Annotated in this window: 10 protein-coding genes and 1 pseudogene; 8 read left to right on the top strand and 3 right to left on the bottom strand. The window is 73.2% G+C overall.

Annotation, left to right across the window (positions count from 1 at the left end):
• Positions 1 to 259: 259 nt before the first annotated feature.
• A complete protein-coding gene (locus tag ACIQ8B_RS29585) occupies positions 260 to 1,585 on the bottom strand; it encodes a hypothetical protein (protein ID WP_403550997.1) in 1,326 nt (441 codons plus the stop codon).
• Positions 1,582 to 4,455, bottom strand: coding sequence for a DEAD/DEAH box helicase (locus tag ACIQ8B_RS29580; protein WP_403550995.1), 2,874 nt, complete (start codon positions 4,453 to 4,455; stop codon positions 1,582 to 1,584). The genes ACIQ8B_RS29585 and ACIQ8B_RS29580 overlap by 4 nt, the downstream gene beginning before the upstream one ends.
• 396 nt (positions 4,456 to 4,851) lie before the next feature.
• Here ACIQ8B_RS29580 and ACIQ8B_RS29575 point away from each other — a divergent pair, with 396 nt between their 5' ends.
• From ACIQ8B_RS29575 to ACIQ8B_RS29560, 4 genes are all read left to right on the top strand, one after another.
• Positions 4,852 to 5,811 (top strand): ankyrin repeat domain-containing protein, encoded by a 960-nt coding sequence (locus tag ACIQ8B_RS29575; protein WP_403550993.1) that lies wholly within the window; start codon positions 4,852 to 4,854, stop codon positions 5,809 to 5,811.
• 103 nt (positions 5,812 to 5,914) lie between these two features.
• Positions 5,915 to 6,202, top strand: coding sequence for a hypothetical protein (locus tag ACIQ8B_RS29570; RefSeq protein WP_403550991.1), 288 nt, complete (start codon positions 5,915 to 5,917; stop codon positions 6,200 to 6,202).
• A gap of 478 nt (positions 6,203 to 6,680) precedes the next feature.
• Positions 6,681 to 8,138, top strand: a complete 1,458-nt coding sequence (locus ACIQ8B_RS29565) for a Gfo/Idh/MocA family protein (RefSeq protein ID WP_403550989.1) — start codon at positions 6,681 to 6,683, stop codon at positions 8,136 to 8,138.
• A gap of 38 nt (positions 8,139 to 8,176) precedes the next feature.
• Positions 8,177 to 9,184 carry an NEW3 domain-containing protein gene (locus ACIQ8B_RS29560; protein ID WP_403550987.1) on the top strand — a complete coding sequence of 336 codons (1,008 nt, stop codon included), beginning with the start codon at positions 8,177 to 8,179 and terminating at the stop codon, positions 9,182 to 9,184.
• A 9-nt stretch (positions 9,185 to 9,193) separates the two neighbouring features.
• Here ACIQ8B_RS29560 and ACIQ8B_RS29555 read toward each other — a convergent pair whose 3' ends face one another.
• A complete protein-coding gene (locus ACIQ8B_RS29555) occupies positions 9,194 to 10,006 on the bottom strand; it encodes a DeoR/GlpR family DNA-binding transcription regulator (RefSeq protein WP_403550985.1) in 813 nt (270 codons plus the stop codon).
• Positions 10,007 to 10,296: 290 nt separating this feature from the next.
• Between ACIQ8B_RS29555 and ACIQ8B_RS29550 the strand changes: the two genes are divergently transcribed.
• From ACIQ8B_RS29550 to ACIQ8B_RS29535, 4 genes and pseudogenes are all read left to right on the top strand, one after another.
• On the top strand, positions 10,297 to 10,698 hold the full coding sequence (locus ACIQ8B_RS29550; protein WP_403550983.1) for a hypothetical protein: 402 nt from the start codon (positions 10,297 to 10,299) through the stop codon (positions 10,696 to 10,698).
• Positions 10,644 to 10,908, top strand: a pseudogene (locus ACIQ8B_RS29545) (carbohydrate ABC transporter permease); the annotation flags it as partial. The gene ACIQ8B_RS29550 and the pseudogene ACIQ8B_RS29545, both read left to right, overlap by 55 nt.
• Complete coding sequence (locus ACIQ8B_RS29540) at positions 10,908 to 11,816, top strand: carbohydrate ABC transporter permease (protein WP_403550981.1); 909 nt, start codon at positions 10,908 to 10,910, stop codon at positions 11,814 to 11,816. The pseudogene ACIQ8B_RS29545 and the gene ACIQ8B_RS29540, both read left to right, overlap by 1 nt.
• 53 nt (positions 11,817 to 11,869) lie before the next feature.
• Positions 11,870 to 12,820 (top strand): SIS domain-containing protein, encoded by a 951-nt coding sequence (locus ACIQ8B_RS29535; protein WP_403550979.1) that lies wholly within the window; start codon positions 11,870 to 11,872, stop codon positions 12,818 to 12,820.
• Position 12,821 lies beyond the last annotated feature (1 nt).

Here is a 12,821-nt window from a genome sequence, read left to right as displayed (position 1 = left end):
GGGTTCACCAGCCTTGTCGGAAGTGATTCCGCCCGCGGCTCGACCCCGCCGACCGGCAGCCGATCCGCCGTGCCTACGGACGAAGCCGGTCATGGCCACCGCTCCCCCGCCCCGCATCGCCGGACCGGGCCGTCCCGTCTGCGAGGACACCCCTCTTCCCCGCTCCGCCGGGACGTCCCGGCCGCTCGACGGCGCCGTCCACGGCCTGCTCTTCACCGGACTGCCTGACTCCGCCACCGGCGGGCAGTTCGAGACCGTGTCAGGGCAGGCCGTCACCAGCGTTTTCGCCGGCTGCCGGGCCGGTCAGGTCGGCGAGCGCCTCGGCGGGGCCGGCGGACGGTGGGCCGGCTGGCCACCATCGGTCGTCGCGGCGGCGGTAGGGGTACCAGCGGCCGTCGCGGCCCAGACGGAGCTGCAGGTCGCGGCCGGTGAGCGTCCAGTGGTTGCCGTCGACGTCGATCGGGGGGAGTTCCTCCGCCTCCCAGGCCGTGGTGAGCGCCGTGCGGGCGCGGGCGGCCTGCTGTCCGGGCGGGGTCCAGGAGTGTTCCAGGGTCTCCAGTGCGGCCCGGCCGCCGGTGCGCCACGCGGCCGCGGCGCGGTCGAGGTCCTCGCCGGGGCGGCCGCAGCCCTCGCGGAGCCGCTGCACGGCGCGTGGGTCGGGGTGGGTGGCGGCCAGGCGCACCGTGTCCTGCCAGAGGTCGAGCGGTTCCGGTGGTGCGGCGCCGAACCCGTGGACGTGGGCGAGGAGTTCGCGGGCGTGCAGGGCCGCGTCCGCGGCGAGCCGGTCCAGCGGGTCGGCCTCGATGCCGGTCAGCGGTTCCTCGGGAGCGGTGGGTGGTTCGGGCAGCGGGGGGAGGGCGGGCAGTGCGGTGGTGGGGCGGGAGTAGGCGGCGCGCTGCGCGGCGTACGCGTCGGGGTCCGGGGTGCCGGCTGTCGCCTCCGGCCGGCTCCCGCCCTCCTCTGTCTCCCCCGGCTCGCCGTCCTCGTCGTCACCTGCCAACGCCCTCAGCAGCACCGCCGACTTGAGTTCCTCCACCGCCTCCTGCTCGCCGCGGCCGCGGATCAGGACCAGCAGCCAGGGGTCGGTGTCCAGCAGCCAGGACAGCTGGTAGGCGAGTGCGGTGGCGTGCGGGCAGGGGTGGTCGAGGGCGTCGCAGTCGCAGTCGGCGTCGAGGTCGCCGTAGCCGGGCAGCATGCGGACCCGGGCGTCCTCGACGGCCTCCAGCAGGTCCTCCGGGAGGTCGCCGGCCAGCAGCGCCCCGGTCTCGGCGGGCCGGCCGGCGGTCTTCTCCCAGAGGAGGTCCCACTCGTCGTCGTCCAGGACGGTCAGCGTCAGCTGCGTGCGGTACGTCTCCTCACCGCCGTGGATCTCGGCCGCCACCCGGCCGGTACTGACCGTGATCGGGCCGATGCGGCCGGTCCGGGCCAGGGAACGCCCCTTCTTCAGGGGGCCTTCCTCCGGCCAGACGTCCTCCATGGCCTCGACCCACGCCGTGGCCCAGAAGGACTGGCCGCGGGCGCGGCCGCCCCGGCGTGCCGCGAAGGCGGGGAAGCCCCGTGCGCCGCTGCCCTGTGCCTCGCTCATGCCGTGCTCCTCAGTTCCACCAGGTTGGCCAGCTCGTCGTTGGTCAGCTCGGTCAGCGCCTGCTCGCCGGAGCCGAGGACGGAGTCGGCGAGTTCCTGCTTCGCTTCCAGCAGGGCGGCGATGCGGTCCTCGACGGTGCCCTCGGCGATCAGCCGGTGCACCTGCACCGGCCTGGTCTGGCCGATGCGGTGGGCGCGGTCGGTGGCCTGGGCCTCGACGGCCGGGTTCCACCAGCGGTCGTAGTGCACGACGTGGTCGGCGCGGGTGAGGTTCAGGCCGGTGCCGGCCGCCTTCAGTGACAGCAGGAAGACGGGGAACTCACCGTCCTGGAACCGCCGTACCAGCTCCTCCCGCTTGGCGACCGGTGTGCCGCCGTGCAGCAGGGCGGCGGCGGTGCCGCGCTCGCGCAGATGGCGCTCGAGCAGGCGGCCCATGGTCACGTACTGGGTGAAGACCAGGGCCGCGCCGCCCTCGGCGGTGATGGTGGCGAGGAGTTCGTCGAGCAGTTCCAGCTTCCCGGAGCGGCCCGCGAGCGCCGCGTCCGCCCCCTCCTTGAGGAATTGCGCGGGGTGGTTGCAGATCTGCTTGAGGCCGGTGAGCAGCTTCAGCACCAGGCCGCTGCGGGCGATGCCGCCCGCGCCGGCCCGGATCTCGCCCATCACCGTCTCGACCTGCTCGCGGTAGAGGGTTTCCTGCTCGGCGGTGAGCGCGACCGGCCGGTCCGTCTCGGTCTTCGGCGGCAGTTCGGGCGCGATGCCCGGGTCGGTCTTGCGGCGGCGCAGCAGGAACGGCCGTACCAGTTCCGACAGGAGGCGGGCGGTGCGCTGCCCCCCGTCCCCGTCCCCGTCCGCGGCGAGGACGCGTTCGGCCTCGATGGGTGCGATCCAGCGCTTGCGGAACCTGCCGTGGGTGCCCAGGAGTCCGGGCGTGGTCCAGTCGAGGACCGCCCACAGTTCGGAGAGGTTGTTCTCCACGGGGGTGCCGGTGAGTGCGATGCGGGCGCGGGCGCCGATCAGCCGCAGCGCCTTGGCGGTGGAGGAGTGGGGGTTCTTCACGTGCTGGGCCTCGTCGGCGACGACCAGGCCCCAGGCGTGCGCGCCGAGCCGGCCGGCGTCCAGGCGCATGGTGCCGTACGTGGTGAGGACGAAGCCCTCGTCGGCGCCGTCGAGGGTGCGGCCGGGGCCGTGGTAGCGGCGCACCGGGGTGCCCGGGGCGAAGCGGCCGACCTCGCGTTCCCAGTTGCCCAGCAGGGAGGCGGGGCAGACGACCAGGGTGGGGCCGCGGTCCTCGGGGCGTTCCTGGCGCAGCAGGTGCAGCGAGATCAGCTGGATCGTCTTGCCCAGGCCCATGTCGTCGGCGAGGCAGCCGCCGAGGCCGAGGGAGGTCATGCGGTCCATCCAGCGCAGGCCGCGCAGCTGGTAGTCGCGCAGGGTGGCGGTCAGGCGGGCGGGCTGCGCCACCGGTCCGTCGCCGCCGTCGGGATCGGCGAGGGCACGGCGCAGGGCGTCCAGCCACGCGCTGGGCGCCACCCGTGCCCGCTCCCCGCCGATGTCGGTGTGGCCGGTCAGGGCGACGGCGAGCGCCTCGATCGCGGTGAGTGGCGGCAGCCGGCGTTCGCGGGCCTTGCGGGCGACGCCGGCGTCGACGAGGATCCAGCGGCCGCGCAGCCGGACCACGGCCCCGCCTTCGGCGACGGCCGCCACCTCCTCGGCGGTGAGGGGTTCACCGTCCAGTTCGATGCGCCAGCGCAGGTCGACGGTGCCGTCGCCGCCGAAGAACGAACGCAGGTCGGCGGGCGGCACCCGATCGGCGCCGGCCACCGCGCGGGCCGTGAGCGCCCCGGTGGCCGTCTCGGGCCAGGTGACGTCGATGCCGTGCCCGGCCAGCCGTCCCGCGGCCCCGCCCAGCAGGTCCCGCAGTTCCTCGTCGGTCAGGTCCAGGGCGGTGGGTACGGGCAGCAGCCGTCCCAACGGCTCCCACACGCTCGCGGCACGGCGGACGGCGAGCACCATGTCGGCCTGGGCGCCCGGTCCGAGGGCGTGATCGGCGCGGGCGAACAGTTCGTCGGCGTCCAGGGCCAGGGTGGGGTCGGCCAGGCTGTGGGCGCGGGGCACCAGGCGGGGGCGGGGCGGTTCCGCGTCACCAGGGGTGCCGGGGGCGTCGGTGAGTTCGACGCGCAGGGACATGCGTACGCCCGAGTCGAGTCCGGCGGAGATCTCCTCCGCCCAGGCGCGCAGTTGCGGTACGTGCTGGGGTTCGGTCGCGGCGAACGCCGCACGGCCTGTGGCGAGTTCGGCGGCGGGAGTGCGCGGGAGGGTGTCGGCGACGGCGTCGAGGAACGCCCGCACCGATGCCGTCGGGGCGGTACCGGGCACGGCGACGGCCTCGCCGGGGGCGGCGTCGGCGAGTTCCCGGACGCGGGCGATGTCGTCGGCGTCGAACGGGCCGGCCCGCCAGGTGTCGTAGCCGGCCGGGGACACGCCGGGGAGCAGGCGTTCGCGGGCGATCAGGTGCAGGGCGAGGGCGGCGACCGCTCCCCAGAAGACGGCGGCGCGGTGCGGTGGGGTCCCGTCGCCGCCGGTGAGGCCGTCGCCGGTGGTCGTGGCTGTGGCCGTGCGGCGGGCGTGGAGGAGGGCGGGCAGGGCGTGGGCCGGGGTCAGGCGCAGTACGGGCACGGTCCGGACGGTGAATCCGTCGCCGTCCGGGACCACGAGGTCCGCCTCGCCCGCTTCGCCGCCCGGCGCCCGGGGCGGTGTGCCGCCGGCCGGGTCCCAGAAGGCGACCCGGCCCGTGCGGGCGGGGTCCCCCGGTTCGAACACGGCCGCACAGCGCGCCAGCGGCGCGGCCTGCCGCGGTGTCATCCACTCCATGCGTCCCGACACTCTCTCCCCATGCCTTGGTCTCAGCCCCGTCCGCCGTGCGCGGCGCGCGCGACGGGAGGTGGCGGATGCGTGTGCGACTCCGCCGATAATCTCTCACCCCCGGTGTACGCGGTGGGACGAACGAGCGGACCGGTACCGAGGTGCGGGCCGTCGACGGGGTGTGGCCGGTCCTGCCCGCTCGTCGACGAGGAACGCCGTGCACGGCTGCGGGAGGGGTGCGTGTGCTCCGTCGCTCCCTGCGGCCGATACGACTCCGACGAGTCCGGTGTCCCGGCACGGGAAAAGGGGCAGGCGGGTGCGTCTGACGACCGGGCGCCGGCCGGTTGTCGGTCCCCTGTGCCAGCGTGGGGTGCGTGAGCGTGGGCCGTGTCCGAAGGAGGTCGCGTGTCGGGGAGGAATGACGGCTGGGCCGGTCCGGGGTGGGACTGGACCGATGTCGACGTGGTGAGGCGGCGGTTGGACGCCGGGGCGGATCCGGAGAGATGGGGCGGCGGAGGGCGGCCCTTGCACCGCGCGGCTGTGCTCGGGTCGCCGGAGGTCGTCGCGGAGCTGGCCGGGCGGGTCGCGGACGTGGACGCCCTGGAGGACGGGGTGACGGCGCTGTGGGAGGCCGTGGTGCACCACAAGCCGGAGAACGCCCGGGCGTTGGCTGCCGCCGGGGCCGATCCCTGGCGGCCCGCGCTCGCGGGCTGGTCGCCGGGGCGGCTCAGCCTTGCCGGGCCTACGCCCGACCTGTTTCCCGTGCCCGACGAGGTGCGCCTGACCGATGCCGAGCGGGCGGCCGCCGAGGAAGCACACCGGCTCACCGCCGCCCTGGGCACCTTTCACTACGACGGCACGGGGCTTGCCTGCGTCGCCGGGATCGATGCCGCCGAAGCGGTGCGGCGGCTCGAGGCGACGCCGGCGGCCGGTGACGTCGTCGACCTGCTGCTGGACGATCCGTACTCCTACGACATGGACGAGAGTCTGCGGATCGTCGGCGTGACGACCGTTCCCGGCGGCTGCGTCGTCACACAGCCCTGGGGGTACGCGCCGGACATGACGGGGGTTCTCCGTCGGTTGTCCGAGGGCACGGTGTGCTACGGGATGTACGCCAATCCGAAGAGCGGAAACCAGGGCCGCATCGCTCGCGACGGCGTGATCGAGGCGTCCGACCTGCACCCCGGCGGAGGGCCGCGGCGGGGTGACACGACGGAGGAGGTGCTGACCGCCTGCCTGTACCTCCACCACGCCGTGGCCTACTCCTGCGCCTACGCCGGACTGCGGCTCACCGACCGCCGTGCCGTCGTGGGACCGGCCGACGTGTGGGTCGAACTGCCGCGTCGCCACTTCCGGAGGAGCTGAAGCGGGAACGGGTGCGGCGGTGCCGGGGGAAGGGTGACGAGGCAGCCACGAGTACGGGTCCGGGCCGGAGGGGTGGCGTTGACCGGAGGCGGGGACGGCGCACGTGGAGCAGGTCGGGTTCGGGGAGGCCGCCGCTCGTGGGGTGCGCGCGGCCGACGCCCTCCCCCGTGACGTCGTCTACGCCGGTTTCTCGCTCGGGGTGACGGCCGCGCAGCAGCTGGCGCGGACGCGGGGCGGGGCGCGGGGCGCGCTGCTGGTGCACGCCTGCCTCCCGGTGTCCGAGTTCGGTGCGGCCTGGCCGGACGGTGTGGCGGTGCAGGTGCACGCGATGGAGGACGATCCGTTCCTCACCGAGGACGCCGACGCCGCCCGTGCGCTGGTCGCCGGCTGACGCGACGCGGAGCTGTTCCTGTATCCGGGGGATCGGCATCTGTTCGCGGATCGCTCGCTCACGTCCTACGAACCGGGGGGCCGCCGGGCTTTTCACTCAGCGGGCGATCGAGTTCCCCGGTTCGGTCGGGGACGCGCACCGGCGCTGAGCGGTCGGGGTGCTCCCAGGAGGCCCGTCGCCCGCACCCACGCCGTCATCATCGCCATCGCCATCACCACCGTGAGCGTCTGGAGGCACTCAGGGGCTGTTCGACGTCCCCGCATCGCACCTCGCCGTTCGCACCCCTCGCGCCCGTCCGGATCGACGGGACGGTGCACCGGCAGCCGGGCTGACAGCGAAGCGCGTGAGCGCGAGCAGTTTGCGCGTTCCTGCTCGAAGTGGCGACTCTCTGAGCAACTATTGACATGTCTCCGTCGCCCCCGCCAGAGTCATTGCCGCCAGTGATGCTTGGTTCGCCGGATCGAAGGAGCGTTCACTCATGCCCGAACTCCCCGCAGTCTCCCGTCGGTTGCTCCTGGGCGGCGCCCTGGCCACCGGTGCTGCGGCTGCCGGCGCCGCGGTCGCCGGTGCGGCGCACGCTGCGCCGGCGGCCGGGGCCGTCGGTGCACACGCGCCGCTGCCGGTGCGCACTCCCCCGCGCCGTCGCGGCCAGCGCTCGATGATCGACGTGCCGTTCGACGTCCATGGGACCGTCCGCGTGGGGGTCATCGGTCTCGGCAACCGCGGGTCGGGGATGGCGGAGGGCTGGGCGGCCGTTCCCGGATGCCGGGTGACCGCTGTCTGCGACATCCGCGCCAACCGTGCCGCGTCCGTGGCGAACCGGCTCGTCGCCCTGGGCAGGCCCCGCCCCGCCGAGCACGGCGGCTCCGCGGACGCCTACGCGCAGATGCTGAAGCGGGACGACATCGACCTCGTGTACATCGCCACGCCCTGGGAGTTCCACCACCAGCAGGGCAAGGCAGCCTTGGAGGCCGGCAAGCACGCCATCGTCGAGCTGCCCGTCGCCACCGAGCTGGACGAGTTGTGGGACCTCGTCGACACCTCCGAGCGCACCCGCCGTCATCTGATGCTGGCGGAGAACTGCTCCTACGGCCGCAACGAGCTGGCCCTGCTGAAGATGGCGCACGACGGACTGTTCGGCGACGTCACCAACGGCCACGGGGGCTACCTGCACGATCTGCGCGAGCTGCTGTTCTCCGACACGTACTACACCGACTCCTGGCGCCGGTTGTGGCACACGCGCAGCACCGCGTCGTTCTATCCGATGCACGGCCTGGCGCCGATCGCCGCCGCGATGGACATCAACCGCGGTGACCGCATGACCGTGCTGCGGGCGACCGCCACCGAGCCGAAGGGGCTCGCCGACTACCGGGAGCGTTTCATCGACCGGTCCCATCCCTCGTGGAAGGAGACCTACATCAACGGCGACCTCGTCACCTGTCTGATCGACACCGCCGAGGGGCGGGTGATCCGGGCGGAGCACGACGTCAGTTCGCCGCGGCCGTACAGCAGGATCAACAGTCTGGCGGGCAGCCGCGGGGTCTTCGAGGACTATGCGGGCACGTCGGCGACCGGGGGCCGGATCTACGTCGAGCCGGACCACGGCGGGCACTCCTGGCGCGCCTTCGACGCCTACCGCAAGGAGTTCGACCACTGGCTGTGGAGGACGATCGGCGACGACGCCGCGAACAACGGCGGGCACGGCGGCATGGACTACATCCTGCAGTGGCGCACCGTGCAGGTGATGCGGGCCGGCCTGGTGCCGGACATCGACGTCTACGACTCCGCCGCCTGGTGCGCGCCGGTGCCGCTGAGCGTCACGTCCCTTGCCGCCGGGGGCCGTCCGGTGGCGTACCCGGACTTCACCCGCGGTTCCTGGGTCAACCTCCGCATGGGTCTGGACTCCCGTGAGTCGGCCATGCCTCCCGTCGCGTGAGCGGCGTTCCGGACCACTCGACCGAAGGAGTGTGACGCATGAAGGCGACCCGTCGGGTCAGTCCCCTCAGAGCGCTGAGAGCCGTGGCGGTGGCGGCCTCCCTGGCGCTCGTCGCGGCGTCCGCCGCCACCGCCGCCGAGCCTCCGGCGGACGCGCCGGCCGCGCGGACCGAGGTGTCCGTCTCGCCCGTCGACCTGGACGGTCCGGCGATCTCGACCGTCACGGTGACCGTGGAGAACGCCGGGCCGCAGCGGATGCGGTCGCTAAAGGTGGCGTTCGCGGGGCCCGTCGGCTGGGCGGTGCAGCCGTCCGTCGCCGCCGTGTCCGGCTCGCTCGCCGCGGGCGCGTCCGCCGAGGCGGCGTTCCGTGTCCGGGTGCCGGAGAAACGGCCCGGGTTCGTGCTGCGCACGTTCACCGCCACGGCGACCTACAGCGGTGGGGACGGGGCCGGTTCGGCGACCGGGACCCGTACCGAGGTCGTCGGCAGTCCGCTGCCCGGTCTCGCCGCCGCCTACGACAACGTGGGCGTCACCGACGAGGGTGACACGGCGCCCGGCGACTACGACGGGGAGGGCAACAGCTTCTCCGCGCAGAAGCTGGCCGCCGTCGGGCTGACGCCCGGCGCCACCGTCCGCGCCCTCGGTGCGGAACTCACCTGGCCCGAGGCGGAACCGGGCACCCCGGGCAACGTCTCGTCCGCCGGCCAGGCGATCACCCTGACCGGTCAGGGCAGCAGGCTCGTGTTCCTCGGGTCGGGCGTCGGCAGCGCGGCCACCGGCACGGCCACCGTCCACTACACCGACGGCACCAGCAGCCGCGGCCGGTTCGGGTTCCCCAACTGGTCGTTCGACCCGGCCGATGCGCACGGTGCGACCCTGGTGGCGTCCGCCGACGGCCGCAACCGGCCGGACGGGTACGGCAACGCGGGGATCGCCTACCGGATCTTCGCCCACTCCGTGCCGCTGGACGCGTCGAAGCAGGTGGCGTTCGTGGTGCTGCCGTCCAACGGGAACGTCCACGTCTTCGCCATGGCCGTCGCCCCGTAGGGGCCGGCGTCAGACGGCGTGGACCTTGATGCCCGCCTCGCCGAGGCGGGCGGCGGTCTCGGCGGGCAGGCCGGAGTCGGTCACCAGCACGTCGACGCGGTCCAGTCCGCAGATCCGGGCGAAGGCGCGCCGGCCCATCTTGGAGGAGTCGGTGACCACGATGACGCGGCGCGCCCGTTCGGCGAACAGCCGGCTGACGCTGGCCTCGTCCTCCTGGTGGGTCATCAGCCCCAGCCGCGGGTCCACGCCGTCGACTCCGAGGACCGCGACATCGAGGACGACCTCGTTGAGGACGCCCACGGTGAGCGGTCCGACGAGTTCGTACGTCTGCGGGCGGGCGACGCCGCCGGTGACGACGATCTTCACCTGGGGGCGGACCGCGAGTTCGCCGGCGATGTTGAGGGCGTTGGTGACGACCGTGTACGCGGGCGCCGACGTCTCGGCCGGCTCGCGCCGCCCCCGTCCCTCGCGGTTGCCGCCCGCCCGCAGGGCCAGGGCACGGGCCACCTCGGTGGTGGTGGTGCCGCCGTTGAGGCCCACCACGTCGCCGTCGGCGATCATCCCGGCGACGGCGGTCGCGATGCGCTGCTTCTCGGGGGCGCGCCGGGAGGACTTGTAGCGCAGGGGCAGTTCGTAGGAGACGCCGTGCGCGATGGCGCCGCCGCGGGTGCGGACCAGCATCTGCTGCTCGGCGAGCTCGTCGAGGTCGCGGCGGATGGTCGCAGGGGAGACGTCGAGTGCGCAGGCCGCGTCGTCGACGTCGATCCTGCCCTCGCCGGCCAGCAGTTCCAGCAGCTTGCTCCACCGCTCGTGCTTGGACATGTGTCGGACTCCCTCGGCCTCGGTACTGCGCTCCGGACACGGTAAGGGACACGCCGGACGGCGGTGCCTCAGGGAAACACCGTGCGTGATCCTGCTCGAAAGATTGTCACTCTGCGCACATCGGCGCAGTCCGGCTGTCCGCCTTTGGCAACGGTCGGATAACGGCGTATGGACCTGACCCGCGGTTCGCCTGAATACTACCCGACACGACAGATGCTCATTGCTGCTCGTAAAGCTCATTTATTAAGCATGTGCACGCATCGCTCGTGAAGACAAGGCGGTAGACGGCAGTGAAGAAGAGAATGCTCGTCCTCTCGGCGGCCTGTGCGGCCGGTGCCCTGGTCCTGACCGCGTGCGGCGGCGGTGGCTCCGGGGAGTCCGGGGACGGAACCGTGACCCTGAAGCTCGTCGCGGCCGATTACGGCGACAAGGTGTCCAACAGCTCCACCGTCTACTGGGAGGACGTGGCACGGCGCTTCGAGGCCGCCGACCCGGACATCAAGGTCGACGTGCCGGACGTCCTGCAGACCGGCGGCTACGCCGACAAGGTCGCCGACGGCCTCCTCCACAAGGCCGAGGAGGTGCTGTCCCCCGCCACCCGTGACAACCTGGTCGACGCGTTCGCCGAGACGGGCGAGTCACGCTGCCGCTGCTGCGGCCGGCGTTCCTGGTCGGCGTGGTCATCAACCTGATCAACGTCTTCAACTCGTTCCCCCGTGATCTGGGGCATGACCCGGGGCGGCCCGGACAGCGACACGGCGACCACCACGGTGTTCATGTACCAGCTCAAGAGCTCCGACATCGGGGAGTCCGCGGCCATGTCGGTCGTCAACTTCGCCTTGGTCGTCGTGATGGTGGCGGCCTTCCTCAAGGTCAGCCGCTGGAACCAGGAGGAGGCGTGATGGCCCAGCAGACGGTCCCTGCCGCTGTCGGCGGCCCCGGATCCGGACGCTCGCGCGGGAACAAGGCGCGCCGCCCGGTTCGTCCCCCGCGCGCGCTGCGGCCCCGCACGGTGGTCGTCGCCGCCGTCGCCTGGCTGATCGCCGCCGTGTTCCTGCTGCCGTACCTGCAGATGGTGATCACCGCGCTGCGGCCCGCCTCGGAACTGCGCGACGCCGGCTACCTGCCCGACCACTTCGCCTGGTCCAACTTCATCGACGTGTGGCGGGAGTCGAACCTCGGCAGCAACCTGCGCGTCACCCTCCTCGTGGCCGGCGGCTCCACGCTGCTGGTGCTGCTCGTCGCCATTCCGGCCGCGTACTGCACGGCCCGCGTCAGGTACCGCGGGCGCAAGGCGTTCCTGCTGCTCGTGCCGGTCACCCAGATGTTCCAGCCGACCTCGCTGCTGGTGGGCCTCTACCGCGAGTTCCACCAACTGGGCATGCTCAACTCGGTGTGGACCCTGGTGCTGTGCAACGCCGCGTTCGACCTGGCGTTCGCGATCTGGATCCTCACCGCCTATTTCTCCGCCATACCCGTGCAGTCGGAGGAGGCAGCGATGATCGACGGACTCGGCCGGGGCGGCGCGCTGCTCCGGGTGACGCTGCCGTTGGCCCTGCCCGGTGTGGTCACCGCGGTCATCTTCACCTTCATCGCCGCGTGGAACGAGTTCGTCATGGGACTGACCCTGTCCACCGTCCCGGAGAGCCAGCCCCTGACCGTCGGCATCAACAGCTTCATCGGCAACTACACCGTGCAGTGGAACTACCTGTTCGCCGCGTCCGTGATCGCGATCGTGCCCGTCGTGGTGCTCTTCGTCTTCATCGAACGCCATGTGGTGTCCGGTCTGACCGCCGGCGCGGTGAAGTAGCCGGCCGGCCGCGCCGTGTCCCCCCTCCCCCGTTCCTGAAGGAGCACATCGCCTTGTCCGCCATCAGTTCGTCCCGCACCTCGGCCGAGATCGCCTCCCAGCCCACCGTGTGGCGTCAGGCCGCCGCGTCCCTGCCGCGCCAGGCCGGGGCCCTGCCGAAGCGGGGCGAGCGCGTCGCCGTCGTCGGCTGCGGCACCTCCTGGTTCATGGCCCAGTCCTACGCGGTCCTGCGCGAGACCGGCGGCCACGGGGAGACCGACGCCTTCGCCGCCTCGGAGTTCCCCGCCGGCCGGCGGTACGACCGGATCCTCGCCATCACCCGGTCCGGCACCACCACCGAGGTGCTCGACCTGCTGCACCGGCTCAAGGGCACCGTGACCACCGGCGCCGTCACCGCCGACCCGGACACTCCGGTCATGCGGGCGGCCGACGCCGTCGCCGTCCTGGACTTCGCGGACGAGGAGTCCGTGGTCCAGACCCGGTTCGCCACCGCCAACCTGGCGCTGCTGCGCGCCCATCTGGAGTCGGAGGACGCCCTGCCCCCGGACGTCCTGCCGCTGGAGGCGGCCGTCCGGGACGCCGAGCGGGCCGTGGACGTGACGCTCGACGGGATCGTGCTCGGTGCGGAGCAGTTCACGTTCCTCGGCACGGGCTGGACGTGCGGGCTGGCGCTGGAGGCCGCGCTGAAGATGCGGGAGGCTGCGGGCGCCTGGACGGAGGCGTACCCGGCGATGGAGTACCGCCACGGCCCGATCAGCATCACCGGCCCCGGGCGCGTGACGTGGGCGTTCGGCCGGCTTCCGGAGGGACTGGCCGACGACGTCGACCGGGTCGGCGGCGCCCTGGTCGCGGACTCCACCGGCACGGCCGGAAGCCTGGACCCGCTCGCCGATCTGATCCGCGCCCAGCGCCTGGCCGTGGCCTGCGCGGAGGCACGCGGGTACGACCCGGACCGGCCCCGCAACCTCACGCGGTCCGTCGTCCTGCAGGACGGTCGTGCCTGAG

Origin of the sequence: Streptomyces sp. NPDC096105, from assembly GCF_044763335.1 — a bacterium.
Classification (GTDB): domain Bacteria; phylum Actinomycetota; class Actinomycetes; order Streptomycetales; family Streptomycetaceae; genus Streptomyces.
Note: the sequence above shows the minus strand (reverse complement) of the source record. Positions and strands in the feature narration are given on the sequence as shown.